The organism is Deinococcus apachensis DSM 19763 (assembly GCF_000381345.1).
Lineage (GTDB): Bacteria > Deinococcota > Deinococci > Deinococcales > Deinococcaceae > Deinococcus > Deinococcus apachensis.
In genome coordinates this window covers 37,092-58,017 of the sequence record NZ_KB906412.1, presented here as the reverse complement: position 1 = coordinate 58,017, position 20,926 = coordinate 37,092, and the positions used below count along the sequence as shown (strand labels likewise).

Genomic DNA, 20,926 nt, shown 5'->3' with positions numbered 1-20,926 from the left:
ATGGAGGGCGTATCGCAATTGGGGCTGGAATTGGAGCCAGGACAGGTGGAGCAGTTCGCCCGTCTGCTGGCCCTCCTGCGGGAAGCTTCTGCCCAGATGAACCTTACGGCCCTCCACGACGAGCGCGACATCGTCCTCAAGCACTTCGTGGACTCGCTGACCTGCCTGCGCGGTGGTTGGCTGGAGGGCGAACTGCGGGTACTCGACTTGGGCACAGGTGCCGGGTTTCCCGCCCTCCCCCTCGCGTTGGTGCGGCCCGACCTCCAGCTCATCCCCGTGGACGCGACGCGCAAGAAGGTGGAGTTCGTGGGCCGAACGGCACAGACCCTCAAACTGGAAAACGTTCACCCGCTCGTCAGCCGCGCCGAGACCCTGGGGCGGGGACCGGGACAGCGTGAAGCGTACGACCGGGTGGTGACGCGCGCCGTCGCGGCGCTCCCCATCCTGGCCGAACTCGCGTTGCCGTTCCTGCGGGTGGGCGGACTGCTTGTGGCCCAGAAGGGGCCAATTGCGCCGGAGGAACTGGAGGCCGGGAAGCTGGCCGCCGCCGAGGTGGGGGGCGAGGTGAGGAGCGTGGAACCCTTCACGCTGCCGGTTGCTGGGGATGCCCGCACCCTGATCGTGGTCGAGAAGACCGGCCCCACCCCCGACCGTTACCCCCGTCGGGAGGGCGTTCCCAACCGCAAGCCGTTATTCTGGCGGACGACGTGAAGACCCTCGGAGTCGTGAATCAGAAGGGCGGGGTGGGGAAGACGACGACCGCCATCAACCTCGCCGCGTACCTGGCGGCGGGGGGACGCCGGGTGCTCCTCATCGACATGGATCCCCAGGCGAACGCCACCAGCGGCCTGGGCCTGCGCGGCGCGGGGCAGGGGCTCTACGAGGCGCTGGGTGAGCCGGGCCGGGTGGCCGAGTTCGTGCAGCCCACCTCGCAATCCGGACTGGACGTGTTGCCCGCCACCCCCGATCTTGCCGGGGCGGGTGTGGAACTCGCCGACGATCCGGACGCCCTCGCCCGGCTGCTCGCCAGCGTGCAGGGGTACGACATCGTCCTGATCGACGCCCCCCCAAGTCTGGGGCCACTGACTGTGAATGTCCTGGCCGCCTCGGACGCCCTGCTAATCCCGCTCCAGGCCGAGTACTACGCCCTGGAGGGCCTGGCCGGGCTGATGGAGACGGTGGAGCGGGTGCAGGGCGGTCTCAATCCTCGGCTGAAGGTCCTCGGCGTGGCGATCACGATGTTCGACGGGCGGACGAACCTGGCGCAGGAGGTCGAGACGATGGTGCGGCAGCATTTTGGGGAACTGGTGTTCTGGTCGGTGGTGCCGCGCAACGTCCGGCTGTCCGAGGCGCCCAGCTTCGCCAAGCCCATCAACGCCTTCGCGCCCCTGTCGAGCGGCGCGGCGGCGTACAAGCGCCTGAGCGAGGAGGTAATGCAGCGTGTCGAAAAAATCTAGCCTGGGGCGCGGGCTGGACGCCCTGCTCAGCCGCCCGCAGTCGGCAGAGGCCCCGGCGGGTCCGGCCATCCAGTCCATTCAGGTGACACGCATCGTGCAGGCCGCCTATCAGCCCCGGCAGGTCTTCGAGCCGGAGGGGCTGGCCGAACTCGCCCAGAGCATTCGCGAGAAGGGGGTGCTGCAACCCCTCCTCGTGCGCCCACGCGGCGAGGACTTCGAGATTGTGGCTGGGGAGAGGCGCTGGCGGGCCGCGCAACTCGCGGGCCTGACTGAGGTGCCCGCCCTCATCCGCGACCTCGCCGACCGTGAGGCGCTGGAAATAGCCATCATCGAGAACCTCCAGCGCGAGGACCTGGGGCCGCTGGAGGAGGCGCGGGCCTACCAGGCGCTCCTCGACCAGGGGCTCAACCAGGAGGGCGTGGCGCAGGCGGTCGGCAAGGGCCGCAGCACCATCTCCAACGCTCTGCGGCTCCTCACCCTGCCGGAGCCCGCGCTCCGGGCGCTGGAACACGGGGAGATCAGTGCCGGGCACGCCCGCGCCATCCTCGCGCAGCCGGAGGGGGACCGTGCCTGGGCGCTCGACCAGATTCGCACCCGCCGCCTCAACGTCCGCGAGGCCGAGGCCCTGAGGCGCGAGGCCCGCACCGCCGCACCCATCCCGGTCAACCCGCCCCGCCCCTACCGGCAGGTCGAGCTCGACCTCAGCCGCCGGACGGGCACGAGGGTCCGCATCACGGGCGAGGACAAGGGCCGGGTGGAACTGAACTACGCCTCCCGAGAGGAACTCGACCGCATCCTCGACCTGCTGGGCTACGCGGGCGAGGAGTAGGGCAAAGGGGAAAGGGGGAGTCACATCGACTCCCCCTTTCCCTTTGACGGTCACCCCCGTGTGCCGACCAGGAAGATGTTCGGCCAGGGACGGTAACTGCTCTTCAACGTGTCCTGTTTAAAGGTCTTGCCGTCCCGCACGAAGCGCCGGGTGACCTCGATCACCGCGCCGGGAGCCGCCCAGTCCACCTGCTTGCGCTGCCCGGCGGGAAGGCTCGTGTCCCGGATGACCCGGTCGGCGGGGGAGGGCTTGGTGCTGAGCGTCTTCGGCTCGTCCAACTCCACCGTGAAGTTCCGCGCCTTGCCGAACACGCTGATGCTCAGCCGGGCCTCCTCGTCGTTCCAGTCGGCCTGGAACCACAGGGCGCCCCCGGTGTCGTTGGCGAACTTCAGGTCCTGGGAGGGCTGGAAGATGGTGGCGTCCAAGCCCTGCGGGTCGTAGTAATGCACCTGGTAGGAGTGGTTGCGCCGTTCGGCGACGGGCAGGCCTGCCCCATACAGGGCCCGGAACGCAGTCGTGCTGACCTGGCAGATGCCCCCGCCCACGCCGTTTGCCGTGCGCTCCCCGGCGATCACCAGCCCCACCACATACCCCGCGCGGGTGGTGACCGGGCCGATGAACTGGTTGAAGGAGAAGGTCTTGCCCGTGAACAGCCGGTCCTGGAAGTTGCGGGTGCCCACGTGGATATTCGTCATTCGGGCCGCGCTGCTGCCGTAGTAATTCGTCTCGCCCGTGCCCAGGTGTTCGGTGATGCCCCGCGAGAGGAAGAAGTCCAGCGTGCGCTTCGGCGCGACCTGCCCCGTCACGACGACGGCGGCCTTGACCCCCTTGGGGTTTTTCAGGGCAGCGAGGATGTTCGCCCGCGTCTTCGCCTCGTCCACCTTCAGGCCATTGCGTTGCACGACGGCCCAGCCTTCTTCCCAGCGGTTCTCGAAGCGGGCGTCCTGCGCCTCCCGCGGCAGGCTCGCCAGGAATTTCTTCAGGTCGGCGTCCAGGCTCGCCGTGATGACGCCGCGCTGCCGGAGTTGCGCGGCCCGCTCGCCCGCCAGGGTCAGGGTCTGCGAGAAGGGGACCATCGTCTTCTTGCCGTCCACCAACGCGGGCCAGTTCGCCTGTACCGTGATGAGGAGGGGCAGGGGGGCCGTCTTAACGGGTTTGGCCGAAGGAGGTGGAGTGACGGGCTTTTGCGGCGCGGGAGCGGGCGTCTCCTTGGGAGGGACCGGGGCGGGAGCAGGCGTCTCCTTGGGAGGGACCGGGGCGGGAGCAGGCGTCTCGACCGGCGGGGGAGCGGGCTCGGGCTCCGGCTGAGGGGGCGGGGCCGGAACGGGCTCGGGCTCCGGCGCAGGGGCCGGGCCGGGCGTGGGCACCTGTGGGGGAAGGGGTAGGGCCGGGATCTCGACCTGGGCGAGCGCCGTCCCCAGCAGCGCGCTCAGCAGCAGGGCGGTTCTCTTGCGGGATGAGGCCATGCGGGCAGTATTCCACGCTCTCTTTCCGGGAAGATGACGGTTCTTCACCGGGTAGGGGAGGGGAGAGGGGCCAGCTCGCGCACATCCGTCAGTTGCCGCTCAATCTCCGCCACCGCCGCCACGGCGTGATGCCGCCCATTCTCGATGAACACCTGATTCGTTCGGCCCGCGAAGCCCGCCGACCCCACCACGAAGAGGCCCGGCACGCTGCTCTGATAGTGCTCGTCCAATACCAGGCACTCGTCGGGCTGCGCGGCAAGGTCGAGCCCCTCCAGGAAGGAGAGGTCGGGGCGATACCCCGTCAACGCGAAGGTGAAGTGGGTGGGCAGCTCCCAGGTCGTCCCATCCGCCCGCTGCACGAGGACGTGTTCGGGGTGGATCTCCACCACCTGCGAGTTGAAGTGCGCGGAGATGCTGCCCTCCTTGATGCGGTTCTCCAGATCGGGCCGCACCCAGTATTTGATCGTGGACTTCAGCTCGGGCGCTCGCACGACCATCGTCACATTCGCCCCACCGCGCCACAGGTCCAGGGCCGCGTCGGCGGCCGAGTTGCCCGCGCCGATCACGGTGACGTTCAGCCCCAGGAAGGGGTGCGCCTCGGTGTAGTAGTGGCTGACGTTCGGGCTGTCCTCGCCGGGAATGCCCAGATGAACGGGATTGTCGTAGTATCCAGTCGCCACGACCACCCGCCGCGCCTCGACCACGCCCGGGGTGCCGTCCTGCGCCTCCACCTCCAACGTGAAGCCCGCCGGGGCCTGGTGAACCCGCTTCACCTCGGTGTAGAGTCGCACGTTGAGGTCCTCGCGCTGGGTTATCAGGCGGTAGTACATCAGCGCGTCGCGGCGGTCGGGCTTGTCGTGGCCCGTCACCATCGGGTGATTGCCGATTTCCAATTCCGGGGCGGTGGTGAAAAAGGTCATGTACGTCGGGTACTCAAAGATCGCGTTCACCACGCACCCTTTTTCCAGCACCACATAGCTCAGGCCCGCCCGCTTGCAGGCGATGGCGGCGGCGAGGCCCACCGGACCCGCCCCAACGATGGCGACGTCAAACATTCGACTCATGGGGAGCATTGTGTCAGCCAGACGCAAAGCGGACGGTGAGGCGAGTCGTGAGGGCGCTTTAGCCCACGTCGCCGCGCGCGAGCATCAGGGCAACGGTGTAGGTGGGGGCCTGCGGGTTGTCCTGCGCCTGGAACTCTTCCACAACCGATTCAAGCCGCCGTTTAAGGTCGCTCGCCTGCTCGCCTGTCAGGCGAAGGCCCGTGATGTTCAGGAGAAAGGGTTCCTCCCCGGCGAAGAGTTCGTAGCCTCTGCGGTTGGGCGTTCCCATGCTGAGGCTGCTCCCCTCCTCCCCCTGTTCCAGCCAGAAGCCCCAGTGGTCGCCAAGTTCGCGCAGAAGGCCCACGCTCAGCCTGGTGAACCGTTCCATGCGGGGGAGAATCTGTGCGCCCATGAACGCCTCCAGCGTCTCAGCCCCCGTCGTCTCGTAGGGGATGAACCAGCGGGGCGGGACGGCGTAACACCTGATCGCGCGGCCAGCTCTTGCCCGAACCTCCACGACTTCCGCCACGCCCGCCCGTTCCAGCTTGCCGACGATGTAGTGGGCGCGCTGGATGTTCAGCGCCAGCTTCGCTGCCACCTCACCCACTGAATGGGGCGCCCGCATCAGCAGGTCCAGCAGAGGGCGCAGTCCCACGTCCAGCAGCAGGGCGGCCTGCGCGCTGTTCGCCACCCTCACCGGCTCATCAGGCATGGGATCAGCTTAGGCCCTCCTACTCCAAAGGGCGTATATCTCTTCGAGAAGCCCCTCCCCATACTCGGACTATGACGCCGCAGACCCTCTGGAACCGCAGTTTCATCCTGTGGTTGATCGCCTCGGGACAGTCCCAACTCGGCTCGGCGCTCGCCAGCATCGCCCTGAGCTTCCTGGTGCTGCACCAGACAGGCTCGGCGGGGCAGATGGCCCTCACGCTCGCCTGCGCGCTGGCCCCCAACCTGCTGATGCCCTTTGCCGGGGCGCTGGTGGACCGGGTGAACCTCAAGCTTCCCCTGATCGGGGCGGACGTGGCGCGTGGCGTGTTGCAGGTGCTCGTCGGCGGGTTGGCGCTCTTGTGGGGTGAGGTGCCGCTGTGGGTGGTCAATGGGGCGGCCCTCCTGACCGGCTTTGCGGGCATCTTCGCCAACCCGGCGTCAAGCGCTGCCGTTCCCGGCCTCGTGCCGACCGCCGAACTTGCCCGGGCGAACGGCCTGCTGGGCGGGGTGGGGCAGGGAGCGTGGCTGGTGGGCACCCTCGCTGGCGGCTGGCTCGTCTCGGTCTTCTCACCGCCCGTCGCCATTGTGCTCGACGGCGTGAGCTTCTTCGTGATGGCGGCCCTGCTGCTGGCCGTGCGGCTGCCGGGGCGACCCCAGCCGGGCGGGCCCCGTCCCGGAGTGCTCATGGACGTGGTCAGCGGCCTGCGGCTGATGCGCCGATCAAAGGTGTTGACCCTCGTGCCCTTCATCGGCCTGGTGCTGAACGCCACCCTCGCCCCGGTCACAGTCGTCACGCCGAAGTTGATGGAGACGCTGGGGGCGGGCGCGAAGGGCTACGGCCTCTTCCTCGCGCTGGAGAGCGGGGGAATGCTCCTTTCGGGCGCCCTCATTGCCGTGCTGGGGAACCGCCTGCCGCCCCGCCGCGCGACCGCCGCCGGGCTGGCGCTGACCGCCCTGATCTACGGGGTGATGTGGTTGCGGCCCACCGTGCCCGTGCTCCTGGCCTGCTCGGTCATCCTGGGGTTCGGCTTCGGCATGCTGAACACGCCGCTGAACACCCTGATGCAGCGGATGGTGCCCGCCGAGTACCTGGGCCGCGTCTTCAGCGTGCTGGGCACGGTGTCCACCCTGGGGATGCCCCTGAGTCTCCTTCTGCTCTCGCCGCTGCTTGACCGCGTGGCCCTGCCCCTGTGGTTCGGGGTGGCCTCGGTCCTGATGCTCTGTGGCGCGTTCGCCTGGACGCTGGTGGCGCTGTCGGAACGGGTGGCGCCGGACCTGCACACCTCCGCCGCCGTTCCCCGGGAAGTGACCACCGCCGCCGATTAGACTCAGGGCATGACCCAGACCACCTCCCCCCAGACCCGTACCGAGTCCGACACGATGGGCCAGCTTCAGGTCGCCGCCGACCGTTACTGGGGCGCGCAGACCGAGCGGAGCATCCACAACTTTCCCATCGGGCGCGACACCTTCGTGTGGGGCCGCCCGATCATCCGCGCGCTGGGTATCCTGAAAAAGGGCGCGGCGCAGGCGAACGCGGAACTCGGCGAACTGCCAGGGGACATCGCCGACCTGATCGTGCGGGCCGCCGACGAGGTGATCGCCGGGCGGCTGGACGACCACTTCCCCCTCGTCGTGTTCCAGACGGGCTCGGGCACCCAGAGCAACATGAACGCGAACGAGGTCATCTCCAACCGCGCCATCGAACTTGCGGGCGGCGAGATGGGGAGCAAGAAGCCCGTCCACCCCAACGACCACGTGAACCGTGGTCAGAGCAGCAACGACACCTTCCCGACCGCCATGCACATCGCCGTCGTGCTGGAGTTGAACGAGCGGCTGTACGGCAGTGTGGGGAGGCTGCGGGATACGTTGGCGAGCAAGGCGGAGCAGTACAGGGACCTCGTGAAGGTGGGCCGCACCCACCTGCAAGACGCCACGCCCATCACGCTGGGGCAGGAGATCGGCGGCTGGGTAGCACAACTTGACTACGCGCTCTCGGAAGTGAAGCACGCCGAGCAGGGCCTCTACGACCTCGCCATCGGGGGCACGGCGGTCGGCACCGGCCTGAACGCCCACCCGGGGTTCGGCGACCTCGCCGCCCAGAAGTTCGCCGACGAGACCGGCTTTCCCTTCCGCTCCGCCGAGAACAAGTTCGCCGCCCTCTCGGCCCACGACGCCCTCGTGCAGACCTCGGCGGCCCTGCGGACCCTGAGCGGCGCGCTGATGAAGATGGCGAACGACGTGCGCTGGCTCGCCTCCGGCCCCCGCAACGGCATTGGCGAGATCGTCATCCCCGAGAACGAGCCCGGCTCCTCCATCATGCCCGGCAAGGTGAACCCCACCCAGTCGGAGGCGATGACGATGGTCACCACGCGCGTCTTCGGCAACGACGCGACGGTCGCCTTCGCGGGCTCCCAGGGCAACTTCCAGCTCAACGTGTTCAAGCCGGTGATGGTCCACGCCGTGCTGGAAAGCATTCGCCTCATCTCGGACGCCTCCCTCGCCTTCAACGACAACTGCGCGGTGGGCATCGAGCCGAACGAGGCGCGGATCAGGGAGAACCTCGACAAGAACCTGATGCAGGTGACGGCGCTCAACCGCCACATCGGCTACGACAAGGCCGCTGCCATCGCCAAGAAAGCGCACAAGGAGGGCACCAGCTTGAAGGAAGCGGCGCTCGCGCTGGGCCACGTGACCGAGGACGAGTTCAATCAGTGGGTCGTGCCGCTGGACATGACCCATAGCTGAGGCGAGGGGGTTCAAGGGCTACTCCTCGGGAATGAGGGTGGCCCCTTTTTCCTTGCCCGATATCATTTTCCGAGCTTCAACCAGGGCACTCAACGCCAGCACGGCGGAGTCCCGCCGGGAGACGAAGTTCTGCGGGCTCGGGTGCGGGCAGGCGAGGGAGGGGAGGGCTGAACCCACCAGCGGCCACGCCCGCTCCGCATGGCGGCCGACGAGGACGACGACCTGGAGGTCCGCCAGCATCGAGAGGAGGTGCCGGGTTAGGGAAGCGGCCTCGGCGTACTGCCCTGGCCGGGGGGTCACGACACCGTTCTCGCTCATCTGCCATGGCACGACGTTCCACATCGTCACCTCCCGCCGCCGCAGGCCCGAGAGATGCAGCAGGCAGCGCAGGTTCTCCGCCGTGCCGTCGGGGTTGTCCATCGAGACGAAGCGGGTGCGGCTGACGACCGGGCCGGGCGATTCGAGGAGGAGCAGGACCCGCGCCATCACGCCGCCGTCTGCGGGGTCGAAGAAGGGCAGCCAGTGCCCGCTCGCCGAGCGCTGCTCCTCGGCCCAGCGGTTGAGGGGGGCGACGTGGGGGTCGAAGGTCTGCGCGAGACGGGCTTGCTGCACCTCCTGGGTGCCGAGGCTGCGGGTTTGCACGAATGATCCTCCTGCCCCGGGAGTTTTTCCGCCCCACCAGAGGGCTTCTCCTGAAATCGGCCTGCATAATTTGACTTCCCCTGTATTCCACGCTATATTTTCAACATCACCGTCTGAGAGGGCGGCTTTTTTATTGCCCTCACCCGGTCGATTCGACCCTATCCTGCGCCCCATGACCGAAAGTTGGCGTACTGTCCACGGCACCGTGCAGCCCCTCGACTGGCTGTGTCTCGCCCCACACCCCGACGACGCGGAGATCGGTGCCGGGGGAACGCTGATTCGTCTCGCTCGGGCGGGCCGGGCCGTTGGCGTGCTGGAGATGTCGCGCGGTGAGCGGGGCACCCAGGGCACCCCCGAGGAGCGCGAGGCCGAGTGCGTGGCGGCGGCGCGGATCATGGGTCTGGCCTGGCGCGGGCAACTGGGGCTGCCGGACGGTGGCCTGGCAGACACCCCGGAGGGAGCGGCGGCGCTGGCGACCGTGCTGCGGGCCGTGCGTCCACGGGTCCTGGTCGTGCCGCACCACCTCGACCGCCACCCCGACCACTTCGGCACCTACCACCTCGCCAAGCGGGCGCTGCACCTCGCCGCGCTCCGCAAGGCCGACGTGGGGGGCGAGCCCCACCGCGTCTCCCAGGTGCTGCTGTATCAGGGGAACGCGGACATCCCGGCCAACCTGCTCGTCGACGTGGGCGCTGTGATCGCCGACTGGGAGGCCGCGATCCGCGCCCACACCAGCCAGTTCACCGGCGAGTACATCTCCGAGACGGTCACACCGGAGATCATTGAGCGCCGCAGGGGCCGCCTGACCTACTGGGGGACTCTGGCCCGGGTGCGCTATGCTGAGGCCTTCGAGACGGAGGCCCCCCTGCTCGTGGACCCCGAGCGGCTGTGAAGGAAGCTCGTTACCCCGCCTCGCCCTCGGCGCGGGGGACGGGGCGGGTCAACGAGCGCCCCGGCAGCAGGTAGTACCCCTCGGTGAGGAGGAACACCGCCGCCCCCAGGGTGAAGACCCCCGCCGGGCCGAAGCTGGCCCAGGCGACCCCGCCTAGGACCGGGCCGACCGCGTAGCCCAGCGCCTCGACCGCCATCACGGTGCCCCAGGCGGCGGCGCGGTGCGATTCGGGCAGAATCCGGCCCACCAGCCCGTTCCACCCGGCGACAAAGGCCCCGTAGCTGAGGCCCAGCAGCGGCGCGAGGAGCCACAGCCGGTTCTCCATGCCGGGGAGGGCCGCCAGCGCGAAGGTCAGCGCCAATCCCAGCAGACCGGGGGCGAGGGCCCGGCGCGGGTGGGCACGGTCCGCCAGGCGCCCCGTCACCCACAGACACAGGCCGAACAGGGCGAGCGCGAGCAGTCCCGGCCCGATCAGGTCGCCCAGGCCCAGCCCCAGACGGGCCAGCAGCGGGTAGAACACCGTGACGAGCAGCCCCGGCGCGAGCGTCTGGGCAAACGCGGCAGGCAGCAGCACGGCGACCCGCGACCAGCCGCGCCACACGTTTCCGCCCGTCAGGGCCGAGTGGGGCAGCCGTAGCCCCAGCAGGCTCAGCGCGAGGAGCAGCGCCATGCCCTGAGCCCCGGCGAGCAGCATCCACGCGGCGTCCGGATGCGCCTGCATCAGCGGACCGACCCCCAGCGCGCCACCCAGGATGGCGGGCGCCACACTCAGGCTGGAGGCGGCGAGGGCCCGCGCGGTGCGCCCGGGCCGGGCGAAGACCTGCGACGCGCTCATCACGCCGGGCCACAGGGCCGCGTAGGCCACGCCCCAGGTGGCGCACCCCAGCACTCCCCAGAGGGGTGAGGGGGCCAGCCGAGTGCCCAGCACGACGCCCAGCCCCAGCACTGCCCCGAGGGTCAGCACGCGGCCCAGCCCCCAGCGCTCGGTGACCAGGCCCACCGGCCCCTTCGCCAGCGCGTCGGCCAGGTAGTGCCCGCCCACCATGGCGCCGATCACCGCCGCGCCCAGGCCCAGGCCTGGCCCGGCCAGGGGGAGCGCCGACACGACGAATCCGGTGCGGACAAGTTCGCTCGTGAGCAGCAGCGCGAGCAGCCGCAGCATCACCAGGGGACGGGTCCAGAGCATCAGGGCCGATTGTACGGGTTGGGGACGGGGCGGGGCCTATTCCCGGTCCCGCAGGCGTTCATATGTGAGCCGCCGTGTCTCGGCGGCAAGCTCCGTGCCCCGTGCCTGCAAGCGGTCCCGCTCGGCTTTCAACGCGCCGCGGTCCTCCTCCGCCATATGCGGCAGGTTGATCTCGACCGTCAGGAGCGCGGCGTGCAGGGCGCCTTCCAGGATGGCGGCCCCCGCCCCCGCGTCGCTCGTCACCTCCGCGTGGACCCAGGTGGGGAGGCGGGGGGCGTATTCCAGCGTCTGCCTCACGGTCCGCGCCACCTCCAGCGGAACTTCCAGAGAAGCCCCTCCCGCCGCCCCCAGCGCCTCCTCCCGTTCAGGTCCCTCCGGCAGCCGCGCCGCCCGGACGTACTCCCCGAAGGCCCGCACGTCCTCGTCCGCGAGGGCCTGAAGCCGCTCCCGCAGCCGGGTGAGGGCGTCCAGCATGGTCGCCAACTCCCCCTCCTGCCCGTTTTTCTTCGACGTGATTCGCAGGGCCATCTCCAGCAGCGCCGTCCCGAAGGCCGCCGTGACCGCCGCGGTGGAGCCGCCCCCGGGCGTCGGGGCGCGGCTTGCGGTCGCCAGGAGGAGGTCGAGGGCCGGACGCTGCCACAGCGAGGACATGGCCGCACTGTAACGGCAGGTGGGCTCTTCCTCCGCCACCTTGCGGACGCCCGCGACGCGGGGCGGCGCTAGCCTGCCGGGCAGGATGCTCCTCACGCTGACGACCACCCACCGGCCCGCCACCGACCTGGGCTTCCTGTTGCACAAGCACCCGGAGCGCGTGCTGGAACGCGAGTTGCCCTTCGGGCGCGCGGCCGTCTTCTACCCGGAGGCCACCCCCGAGACCTGCACGGCGGCCCTGCTGCTGGAGGTGGACCCGGTCGCCCTCTCGCGGCACACGCGGGCCGGGGAGGGGACTCCGCTGGAGCCCTACGTGAACGACCGGCCCTACGCGGCAGGCTCCTTTCTGGCGGTCGCCCTGCGCGACGCTTTCGGCACGGCGATGACGGGGCGCAGCAAGGACCGTCCTGAACTTGTGGGGACGCCCATTCCCCTCGTCGCGGAACTGCCGTGCGTGGTCGCGCGGGGTCCTGCTGACCTGCCCACCCGGCTCTTCGGTCCCCTCGGCTACACGGTGGAGGTCGAGCCCATCCCCCTCGACCCGTTGTTTCCCGAGTGGGGCGAGCGGCCCTACGTCCGGCTGCGGGTGTCGGGTACCGCCTTGCTCCGCGACCTGCTGACACACCTGTACGTGCTGCTGCCCGTCCTGGATGGCCGCAAGCACTACTACCTGGGCGAGGCGGAGGTGGACAAGCTGCTGCGCCACGGCGCGGGCTGGCTGGAGACCCACCCCGAGCGTGACCTCATCACCGGGCGGTTCCTGCGTTTCCGCGAGCTGGTGCGGCAGGCCGAGGCGGCGTTTGGCCCCGACCCGGGGGAGACTGAGGACACCCCGCCTGATCCCCGCCCCCGCCTGCACGACGCCCGCCTCGACCGGGTGGCGGAAGTGCTGGAGGCCAGCGGTGCCGCCCATGTGCTGGACCTGGGCTGCGGGGAGGGGAAACTGCTACGCCGCCTGATCCCCGTGCCCCAGTTCCGGGAACTCGTCGGGGTGGACGTGAGCGCCCGCGCCCTAAAGATCGCGGCTGAGCGGTTGCATCTCCGGGAACGGCCTGAACTTGCTCAGCGTGTGTGCCTGCTCCACGGCAGCCTCGCCTACCGCGACTCGCGCCTGCGGGGCTTCGATGCCGCCGCGCTGGTGGAGGTGATCGAGCATTTGGAGCCGCACCGCTTGAATGTCCTGACCGAGAACGTGTTCGGGGACGCACAGCCGCGCACTGTCGTCGTCACCACCCCCAACCGCGAGTACAACGCCGTGTTTTCCGAGAAGCACGGTGGGGAGGACGCAGGCCTGAGACACGCTGACCACCGCTTCGAGTGGACACGCGCCGAGTTCCGGGCCTGGGCGGACGCGGCGGGGGCGGAGTACGGTTACGCGGTGCGGTACGAGGACGTGGGGGACGTGCATGCCGAGTACGGGCCGGTGACGCAGATGGCCGTGTTCACGGGAGGCACTCGGGGTTCAACGAAGAGGATTCTTCAAACCAGGGGCATTCGAGGTGGAATCACGCCGCCCTCGCGCCCCCAGGAGTCAGCGCCGAGCGGCTTCTGAGGTAGATCGCCCACTGGCCCTGCTGGTCTCCGTAGCTCTCGGCGATGCGCCACAGCTCGTCCGGCGTGAGGCCGCCGTAGACGGGGCGGGCGGCCTTCAGGAGTTCCTTCAGGAAAGGGCTCTCTCCAGCTTTCGGGCGCACGTTTTCCAGTCTCCCAAGCCCGCGCACCAGGATAAACAGCGCACTCCACTCCCCGACGCCGTAGATGCCGCGCAACCAGCCCCGAACCTCTTCGTGGGGTCGGTTCACGAGTTCGGCGGTGGTGACCCCTCCGAAGGCGCGCGTGGCTTCCACCAGTGCGCGGGCCTTGCGCTGGTTGGGCAGGAGCTCCAGAATCTCGGCTTCGGTCAGGTGCGCGAGGTCGGCGGGTTCGGGGAAGGCGGGCAAACCCTTCCACTCGCCTCCAGAGCGGACCATCAGGGCGAGTTTGACCTTCCGCGCCTGAGGCAGGGGCAGGCGCTGACCGATCACGGCCCAGCAGGCCGCCTCGAAGGGCGTCAGAAACTTCGGCTGGTGAAAGCCCCGTAACTCGTTGAGGACAGGCCGGAATACCTCATCCCGTTCGGCCAGCGCGTAGAAGGGCCACAGATCGTCCCGGGTGCCCAGGAAAAAAGCCACCCGCTCCAGCAGGGCCGCTTCCTCCTCGGGCTTCAATGGGGCTTCCGGGTGGAGGGTGCAGGTCAGCCCCTCTGTATCCTCCCGAACGGTAAACCCGACGGTCTGCCCGTTCAGGCGGGTGGCCTTGCGAAGCTCGCCGCGGGTGCTCTGTTCATGGGCGGCTGGGGGGAAGGCGTTCAGGAAGGCGAGGGTGTGCCGGAACTCGAAGGGGCGGGTCAGGGGCAGGCGGGTCATGGCCGGACCTCAAGGAAGGTCAGCGCGTGGCCGTCCGGCGTGATCAGCGTGAACATCCGCCCGAAGGGGCCGTCCTGGGGGGCTTGCACGATCCGGGCGCCCGCCGCGACGACCTGTGCATGGTAGCCCTCGGCGTCCGGCACGCCCAGCCAGACACTGACGCCGACGCCGAAGGGCTGCGTGGTATCCACGCCGGGGAGCGGTTCCCTCACGGCCAGTTCCGCTCCGCCCGAGTGGGCAAGCACCACCGCACCGGGCCGCTCCTGCGCGACCTCGAAGCCCAATGTGCGGGTGTAGTAAGCGCGGGCGGCGGTCAGGTCACGGGTGTGCAGGGCCACGAAATCCAGGTTCGCTTTCATCTGGAATCCTCCTGCCTCCAGCCTGCCGGGTGCCCGTGACACCCCTATGTCAGGAGCTTTTGCGGCCCCATCCGTCAAAAGGTCAGGCCTCGTAGAACCCGAGGCGGTGACCGTCGGGCGTCCGCACGGTGAAGGTCCGGCCAAACGGCATGTCGTGTGGCGGCTCCACCATGCCTGCCCCCCGCTCCACAAGCTGGGCATGGTAGCTGTCCAGGTGCGGCACGATGAAATAGACGCTGACGCCGGTGCCGAGGGGTGGAGCCAAGCCCTCATCCGCCCGGATCGCCAGGCCCGCCCCACTCGCGGAGACAAAGGCGTTCGCGCCGGGGCGTTCCTCGGTGACCTCGAAGCCCAGCACGCCCTCGAAGTAGGCGCGGGTGGCGGGGTAGTCGGGCGTGTGCAGCGTCACGAAAGCGAGGATCGTTTTCATGGCCCCACTCTGCGGCGGGGCCGTGACACCCCTATGTCAGGAGTGGCCGAGTATTCTCCTGGCCTCGGCCCGCACCTGCTCGCGCAGTTCCGCAGGTTCCAGCACCGTCACGTCGCCGCCCCAGGACAGCACCCAGCCCAGGATCGCCCCGATGTCCCGCACCCGCAACGTGACCTCCACGCCCTGGGTGGTGCACCGGCTTTCCGTCTGGAAGAGGTTGGGGCGCTCCTGAACTGCCCGTGCCCGTTCCAGCGGGAAGAGGAGCTGGACCGTCACGTTCCGTTCCTCGCGCTCCGGCCGGTACTCGATCCGCCAGGCCGGGTCCCGGGTGAACGTCTGCGCCCTGACCCGCACCTCCTCCATCCGGTCGAGCCGAAAGGCTCGCTGGGCGCCCCTCTCAGGATCGAAGGCGACGAGCAGCCAGACCCCGTGCAGGTGGACGAGCCCCAGGGGGTAGACCTGCCGGGGCTGCGGCGGGGCGTGGGGCTTGTGGTAGGCGAAGTTGACCGCCCGGTTGTCCAGCACCGCGCCGCGCAGGAGGCGCAGGGTCTCGTCGGCGCGCCCCCCACCCCCGGGAATGACCCGCAGATGCTTGCGTACCCGCTCCACGTCCGCCCGCCGCTCCCCCGGGAGAACTGCGAGCAGCTTCTTCGCCGCACTCTCGGCTGCACCGGCATACTCGGCGTCGAACGCCTTCCCGACCGCCCCCACTCCCAGCGTCAGCATGACGGCCTCCTGCGGGGTGAAGTGCAGGGGCGGCAGGAAATACCCCTCCATCAACTGGTAACCCCGGCCCGGCACGCTCACGACCGGCACGCCCGCCTCGTTCAGCGCCAGGATGTCCCGGTAGATCGTCCGCGTGCTTACCCCGAAGGTCCGGGCCAGCGTCTCCGCCGGCACCCACTCGCGCCCCCGCAACTCCAGCACCAGCGCGAGCAGGCGATCCGTGCGGTTCATGGGCGCAGTGTAGGCGGGTGCTCCGCCAATCTGCCCATCCCTGCCCCGCCCGAGTGTGCGAGCATCGGCGCTTGAGGCCTGTCATGACCCTTCCCCCCACCGACATCCGGCTCCCCGACCTCTCCCTTGTCGCCCTCGTGGGCGCGTCGTCGGCGGGCAAGAGCAGCTTCGCCGCCCGGCACTTTCTCCCCACCGAGGTGCTGGGCAGCGACTTCTTCCGCGCCCTGGTCAGTGACGACGAGAACAGCCTGGAGGCGACCGGGTACGCTTTCGACAGCCTGTTCTTTGTGGCGGGCAAAAGGCTGGCGCGGGGGCGCCTGACGGTGGTGGACGCGACGAGCGTGCGCCCCGAGGACCGGCGTCGGCTGGTGGACCTCGCGCGGGCGCATGACGTGTTGCCCGTCGCCATCGTGCTCGATCTGCCCCGCGCGGTGCTGGAGGCCCGGCACGCGGCCCGCCCCGACCGCGACTTCCGCCCCGAGGTGATCGGGCGGCAGGTTGCCGAACTGCGCCGCACCCTGCACGGCCTGGGCAAGGAGGGCTTCCGTCACGTCTGGGTCCTGCGGTCGGAGGCGGAGGTGGATAGCGCCCGCATCTCGCGCTGGCCGCTCTACACCGACCGCAAGGAACTGACCGGCCCCTTCGACTTCATCGGGGACGTTCACGGGTGCCTGGACGAGCTGCGGGAACTGCTGGTCAAGCTCGGCTACACGGTGGAGGGGGACATGGCAACGCCTCCGCCCGGCCGCACCGCCGTCTTCGTGGGCGACCTGGTGGACCGGGGGCCCGACAGCGCGGGCGTGCTGCGGCTGGTGACCAACATGGTTCGCTCGGGCGCCCTGTGCGTCCCCGGCAACCACGACGAGAAGTTGAAGCGGGCACTGGACGGCAAGGCGGTCCAGGCGCTGCACGGCCTGGACCGGACGCTGGAGCAACTGGATGCGGCGGGACCGGAGTTCCGGGCGGAGGTGCGCGCCTTCCTTGACGGACTGGTCAGCCACCTCGTGCTGGACGGCGGACGGGTGGTCGTCGCGCACGCGGGCCTGCCGGAGCGGTATCAGGGGCGGGCGTCGGGGCGGGTGCGCTCCTTTGCTCTGTACGGCGATGTGGACGGCAGTCAGGACGAACTGGGCCTGCCGGTGCGGCGCGACTGGACCGCCGACTACCGGGGCGCGGCGACCGTGGTGTACGGCCACACGCCCGTCGCGCAGCCGCGCTGGGTCAACCGGACGCTGAACATCGACACCGGGTGCGCCTTCGGGGGTGCCCTGACGGCCCTGCGGTATCCCGAGATGGATCTCGTGAGTGTTCCGGCCCATGCCCAGTACGCGGTACCCGCCCGACCCCTCCAATCCGCTGCCCCCGAGCCGAACGGCGACACACTCGACCTCGCCGAGTTCCTGAGGGGGGGCCGGATCGAGACACGCACCTTCGGCGGAATTCTCGTCAAGGAGGGGGAGCGTTCTGCTGCCGTGGAGACCTTCTCGCGCTTCGGGGTAGACCCGCGCTGGTGCGTGTACCTCCCGCCCACGATGAGCCCGGTGGAGACGAGCGGGCGCGAGGGGCTGCTGGAACACCCGGCGGAGGCCTTCGCTTACTTCCGAGGTCAGGGCGTTACGAAGGTGGTCTGCGAGGAGAAGCACATGGGTTCCCGCGCCGTCCTGGTCCTGGCGAGGGACGAGGCGGCGGCCCGCGCCCGCTTCGGCGTGGAGGACGGAACCAGCTGCATCTATACCCGGACCGGGCGCCCCTTCTTTCAACCTGACTGGGAGGCCGACGTGCTCTCCCGTGCCCGCGCCGCCGTCACTGCGGCCGGGCTGTGGGAGACGCTGGACACCGACTGGCTCGTCCTCGACGCCGAGATCCTGCCCTGGAGCCTGAAGGCCGGGGAACTCATTCGTGGGCAGTACGCGGCGGTCGGGGCGGCGGGGAATGCCGTACTGCCTGCTACTGTGGCGGCGCTGGAGAAGGCTGCTGGACGGGACATGGACCTGGGCAGTCTCCTGGAACGGACCCGCGAACGCGCCGCCGACCTGAGCGCCTACCGGAAGGCGTACCGCACCTATGTGCGCCGGGTCGAGGGGCCAGGCGACGTGCGAATCCTGCCCTTCCACCTCCTCGCCTCGGAGGGGCGGGTCCACACGGACCGGGACCATCTCTGGCACCTGGAGACGCTGGGGCGGCTGGCGGACGCAGACCCGGCCCTGTTCGGCCGCACCGCGCACCGGGTCGTTACCCTGAGTGACCCGGCCAGCGAGGCGGAGGCGACCGCATGGTGGGAGGCGCTCACCGCCTCGGGTGGGGAGGGCATGGTCGTCAAGCCGCTCGCCTTCCTCGACCCGGAAAAGTGCAGCCTGCAACCCGCCCTCAAGGTGCGGGGCCGCGAGTACCTGCGGATCATCTACGGCCCGGAGTACACCCGCCCCGAACACCTGGCCCGGCTGCGGACCCGTGCCCTCGGCGCCAAACGTGCCCGCGCCCTGCGCGAGTTCCACCTGGGGCTGGAGGCGCTGGCCCGCTTCGTGGACCGTGCCGGGACCGCCCGCGTCCATGAGTGTGTGCTGGGCGTGCTGGCGCTGGAAAGCGACCCGGTGGACGCGCGGCTGTAGGGCAGGGGGAAGGGATGCCCGGCTGAGGAGGGTTACGGAGCAGGCATTGGTGAACAGGTGGTTGAAGCCAAGATGTTGAGGGCAAGCTGACGCTTGCCACCCCCCGCCCAGCCTCCCCCCTTGTGGGGGAGGAGGAACAGCGCCAAAGCTTTTGAAAACCGTCTCTTGTGGACGGCTCATCCCTGCTATCGGCTCGCTCTCGCACGGCCTTCGCCCCGCCTTGCTCACGCAGCGAGACGGTGGGCGAGCAGCTTAAGGGGCAGCAAGATCAAACCTTCCGCGCCGAGAGGAGCGGCCACGGGCGTCGCGGGCGAGCCCTTTGCCCAGCGCAGTGCCGCTCCCCTGCCCCCTCTGAAGGTGGAGGGCTGGGGAGTGGGGCCAACCAGGCCAGAGCAGCCCACCCAACCCCTTAAGCCCTCACCTCCCATCGTGGGCAAACATCCCGTCCCCCACCCTCAACCTTCCTAGCCTGAGGCATGAGGCACGCCACGCTCCTCCTCCCCGCCCTGTTCCTGGGGCTGGCCCCCGCGCACGCCCAGTCGGCCGCCGCCCTTGCCAGGGTGGACGCCGCCCAGATGAGCATTCCCGCCGCCCGCGAGAAGGCCTACCCCGGCAGCGCCCTGACCGTGCGGCAGACCCTGCGCGCGGGGAGCAACTACCGCCGCTACGTGGTGAGCTACCTGTCGGACGGCCTGCGGATCAATGCGCTGCTGACCGTCCCGTCCGGCACGCCGCCGAAGGGAGGCTGGCCCGCCATCGTCTTCAACCATGGCTACATCCCGCCGAACGTGTACCGCACGACGGAGAAGTACGTTGCCTATCAGGACGCCTTTGCCCGCGCGGGCTTCGTGACCCTCAAGAGCGACTACCGGGGGCACGGGAGCAGCCAGGGGGAAGCGCTCGGTGCCTACTACGCCCCCGGCTACACCACTGACGTGATGAACGCCCTCGCCAGCCTGAAAAAGGACCCCCGCGTGAACCCGGCCCGCATCGGCATGTGGGGGCACTCGATGGGCGGCTTCCTGACCCTGCGCGCGATGGTGATTGACCCCTCCATCAAGGCGGGCGTGATCTGGGCCGGGGTGGTCGGCGACTACGACCAGATGATGAACGACTGGAACAGCCCGGTGCCGCCGTCCATTCCCCGCCGCGTGCTGGAACTGCGGAAGAAGGCGGTCGAGAAGTACGGCACCCCGGAGGAGAACCCCAGTTTCTGGAACAAGCTCAGCGCCAACGCCTACCTGCGAAGCCTTGGCGGCCCCCTCCAGCTCCACATCGGCACGGCGGACGAGGACGTGCCGGTGAGCTTCCACACCTCACTGGTGGCACAGATGCGGCAGGCAGGCAAGTCCGTCCAGAGCTACGTCTACCCGGGCGACAACCACAACCTCAGCCGGAACCTGTACACAGCGCTCGCCCGCAGCGTGGCGTTCTTTAAGGAGCGGCTGTGAGGAGGGCCGGACACTCCCCATGAGGCGGCTTGTCCGGTTCGCCCTGCTCCTGCTCGTGCTGGGGGCGGGGTACGTCGCCCTCACGCAGCCGGAGAACTTGCCCTTCCGGCTGCCCTGGACGGCGGCGCGGACGGAGCCGGTGGACGAACCGGGGGCGCCCACCACGCGGACGCCGGGCGAGTCCATGCCCACCACATCCCTCGGCGAGGTGACGGACGCGGCGCTCCGGGCTTTCGTGTCGCGGCAGCCCATCAGCATCCAGGCGCTGCGGGCGAGGGAATACCCCGGCAGCAAGTTGACGGTGATACGGACGCTGCGCCCCGGCGTGAACTACTCCCGGCAAGTCGTGAGCTACGAGTCGGACGGGCTCACGATCTACGGCCTGCTCACCGTCCCCAACGGTACGCCGCCGGAGGGGGGCTGGCCCGCCATCGTGTTCAACCACGGCTACATCCCGCCGAACGTGTACCGCACCACCGAGCGCTACGTGGCCTACCAGGACGCCTTGGCCCGGGCGGGGTTCGTCACCCTCAAGAGCGACTACCGCGGCCACGGTGACTCGGAGGGCCAGGCGCGCGGCGGGTACGACGATCCCGGCTACACCGTGGACGTGCTGAACGCCGCCGCCAGTCTCAAGCGCGACCCCCGCGTGAACCGGGCGCGCCTGGGCCTGTGGGGCCACAGCATGGGCGGGCAGCTCTCCCTGCGGGCGATGCTGGTGGACCGTGACCTGAAGGCAGCCTCCCTGTGGGCGGGCGTGGTGGCGAGTTACGACGTGCTGGCAACCGAGTGGGGCTGGCCACCCGGCGAGGAGAAGCGCGTCCTCGACCCCCTGAACCGCCGTTACCTGCGGATGCTGAGCCCGAACGCCTCCCTGGGGGACCTGAACGGCCGCCCCATCCAGCTTCACCACGGCACCGCCGACGAGGAGGTGCCCTACGCCTTCCAGCAGGACCTCGCCGCCGACCTGCGCGCCGCCGGGCAAGGGGTGGAGGCCTACCGCTACGAGGGTGACAACCACAACCTCAGCCGCAACCTGGGGCTGGCGCTGCGGCGCAGCGTGGTGTTTTTCAAGGCGAATCTGTAGGGTCAA

General features: G+C 69.7%; 20 protein-coding genes. 10 read left to right on the top strand and 10 right to left on the bottom strand.

Annotation, left to right across the window (positions count from 1 at the left end; genetic code table 11):
• Genes rsmG through F784_RS0117065 form a run of 3 tightly spaced genes read left to right on the top strand, consistent with a single transcriptional unit; the run spans nt 1 to nt 2,286 of the window.
• Nucleotides 1-711, top strand: coding sequence for a 16S rRNA (guanine(527)-N(7))-methyltransferase RsmG (gene rsmG, locus F784_RS0117075; protein WP_019587945.1), 711 nt, complete (start codon nt 1-3; stop codon nt 709-711).
• The gene (locus tag F784_RS0117070; RefSeq protein WP_019587944.1) at nt 708-1,457 is read left to right on the top strand and encodes a ParA family protein; all 750 of its coding nucleotides are present in this window, start codon (nt 708-710) and stop codon (nt 1,455-1,457) included. Before rsmG ends, F784_RS0117070 begins: the two co-directional genes overlap by 4 nt.
• On the top strand, nt 1,441-2,286 hold the full coding sequence (locus F784_RS0117065) for a ParB/RepB/Spo0J family partition protein (RefSeq protein WP_019587943.1): 846 nt from the start codon (nt 1,441-1,443) through the stop codon (nt 2,284-2,286). The genes F784_RS0117070 and F784_RS0117065 overlap by 17 nt, the downstream gene beginning before the upstream one ends.
• A gap of 50 nt (nt 2,287-2,336) precedes the next feature.
• Here the strand turns inward: F784_RS0117065 and F784_RS0117060 are convergent, their stop codons facing one another.
• The 3 genes from F784_RS0117060 to F784_RS0117050 are packed head-to-tail and all read right to left on the bottom strand — an operon-like array spanning nt 2,337 to nt 5,507.
• Nucleotides 2,337-3,752 (bottom strand): VanW family protein, encoded by a 1,416-nt coding sequence (locus F784_RS0117060; protein ID WP_019587942.1) that lies wholly within the window; start codon nt 3,750-3,752, stop codon nt 2,337-2,339.
• Between the two features lie 44 nt (nt 3,753-3,796).
• Nucleotides 3,797-4,816: a YpdA family putative bacillithiol disulfide reductase gene (locus F784_RS0117055; protein ID WP_040383509.1), complete on the bottom strand. Its 1,020-nt coding sequence runs from the start codon at nt 4,814-4,816 to the stop codon at nt 3,797-3,799.
• A gap of 58 nt (nt 4,817-4,874) precedes the next feature.
• Nucleotides 4,875-5,507 (bottom strand): helix-turn-helix domain-containing protein, encoded by a 633-nt coding sequence (locus tag F784_RS0117050; protein ID WP_019587940.1) that lies wholly within the window; start codon nt 5,505-5,507, stop codon nt 4,875-4,877.
• A 71-nt stretch (nt 5,508-5,578) separates the two neighbouring features.
• Here F784_RS0117050 and F784_RS0117045 point away from each other — a divergent pair, with 71 nt between their 5' ends.
• Both F784_RS0117045 and fumC read left to right on the top strand, forming a co-directional pair.
• Entirely contained in the window at nt 5,579-6,832 is a 1,254-nt protein-coding gene (locus F784_RS0117045; RefSeq protein ID WP_019587939.1) for an MFS transporter, read from the top strand.
• Nucleotides 6,833-6,841: 9 nt separating this feature from the next.
• Complete coding sequence (fumC, locus tag F784_RS0117040; RefSeq protein ID WP_019587938.1) at nt 6,842-8,251, top strand: class II fumarate hydratase; 1,410 nt, start codon at nt 6,842-6,844, stop codon at nt 8,249-8,251.
• Nucleotides 8,252-8,269: 18 nt separating this feature from the next.
• Here fumC and F784_RS23665 read toward each other — a convergent pair whose 3' ends face one another.
• Complete coding sequence (locus tag F784_RS23665; RefSeq protein ID WP_019587937.1) at nt 8,270-8,893, bottom strand: uracil-DNA glycosylase; 624 nt, start codon at nt 8,891-8,893, stop codon at nt 8,270-8,272.
• Nucleotides 8,894-9,065: 172 nt separating this feature from the next.
• Between F784_RS23665 and bshB1 the strand changes: the two genes are divergently transcribed.
• Nucleotides 9,066-9,785, top strand: coding sequence for a bacillithiol biosynthesis deacetylase BshB1 (gene bshB1 / locus F784_RS0117030; RefSeq protein WP_026332545.1), 720 nt, complete (start codon nt 9,066-9,068; stop codon nt 9,783-9,785).
• Nucleotides 9,786-9,795: 10 nt separating this feature from the next.
• Here bshB1 and F784_RS0117025 read toward each other — a convergent pair whose 3' ends face one another.
• Both F784_RS0117025 and F784_RS0117020 read right to left on the bottom strand, forming a co-directional pair.
• The gene (locus F784_RS0117025; protein ID WP_019587935.1) at nt 9,796-10,971 is read right to left on the bottom strand and encodes an MFS transporter; all 1,176 of its coding nucleotides are present in this window, start codon (nt 10,969-10,971) and stop codon (nt 9,796-9,798) included.
• Between the two features lie 36 nt (nt 10,972-11,007).
• Nucleotides 11,008-11,718, bottom strand: a complete 711-nt coding sequence (locus tag F784_RS0117020) for a cyclodeaminase/cyclohydrolase family protein (protein ID WP_245557922.1) — start codon at nt 11,716-11,718, stop codon at nt 11,008-11,010.
• On the opposite strand from F784_RS0117020, the gene F784_RS0117015 reads away from it, so the two are divergent.
• Entirely contained in the window at nt 11,708-13,174 is a 1,467-nt protein-coding gene (locus F784_RS0117015) for a 3' terminal RNA ribose 2'-O-methyltransferase Hen1 (RefSeq protein ID WP_019587933.1), read from the top strand. The genes F784_RS0117020 and F784_RS0117015 overlap by 11 nt on opposite strands.
• Here F784_RS0117015 and F784_RS23660 read toward each other — a convergent pair.
• The 4 genes from F784_RS23660 to F784_RS0116995 all read right to left on the bottom strand — a co-directional run bounded on the left by F784_RS23660 (nt 13,128) and on the right by F784_RS0116995 (nt 15,773).
• Nucleotides 13,128-14,027, bottom strand: a complete 900-nt coding sequence (locus F784_RS23660; RefSeq protein WP_019587932.1) for a DNA-3-methyladenine glycosylase family protein — start codon at nt 14,025-14,027, stop codon at nt 13,128-13,130. The two genes, F784_RS0117015 and F784_RS23660, sit on opposite strands and share 47 nt — an antisense overlap.
• Nucleotides 14,024-14,386: a VOC family protein gene (locus F784_RS0117005; protein WP_019587931.1), complete on the bottom strand. Its 363-nt coding sequence runs from the start codon at nt 14,384-14,386 to the stop codon at nt 14,024-14,026. The genes F784_RS23660 and F784_RS0117005 overlap by 4 nt, the downstream gene beginning before the upstream one ends.
• A gap of 82 nt (nt 14,387-14,468) precedes the next feature.
• On the bottom strand, nt 14,469-14,816 hold the full coding sequence (locus F784_RS23655; protein WP_019587930.1) for a VOC family protein: 348 nt from the start codon (nt 14,814-14,816) through the stop codon (nt 14,469-14,471).
• Nucleotides 14,817-14,852: 36 nt separating this feature from the next.
• Nucleotides 14,853-15,773 (bottom strand): helix-turn-helix transcriptional regulator, encoded by a 921-nt coding sequence (locus tag F784_RS0116995; protein ID WP_019587929.1) that lies wholly within the window; start codon nt 15,771-15,773, stop codon nt 14,853-14,855.
• 83 nt (nt 15,774-15,856) lie between these two features.
• Between F784_RS0116995 and F784_RS0116990 the strand changes: the two genes are divergently transcribed.
• The 3 genes from F784_RS0116990 to F784_RS0116980 all read left to right on the top strand — a co-directional run bounded on the left by F784_RS0116990 (nt 15,857) and on the right by F784_RS0116980 (nt 20,920).
• Nucleotides 15,857-18,382, top strand: coding sequence for a polynucleotide kinase-phosphatase (locus F784_RS0116990; RefSeq protein WP_019587928.1), 2,526 nt, complete (start codon nt 15,857-15,859; stop codon nt 18,380-18,382).
• 476 nt (nt 18,383-18,858) lie between these two features.
• Entirely contained in the window at nt 18,859-19,833 is a 975-nt protein-coding gene (locus F784_RS0116985; RefSeq protein WP_019587927.1) for an alpha/beta hydrolase family protein, read from the top strand.
• A gap of 19 nt (nt 19,834-19,852) precedes the next feature.
• Entirely contained in the window at nt 19,853-20,920 is a 1,068-nt protein-coding gene (locus tag F784_RS0116980; RefSeq protein WP_019587926.1) for an alpha/beta hydrolase family protein, read from the top strand.
• Nucleotides 20,921-20,926: the final 6 nt, after the last annotated feature.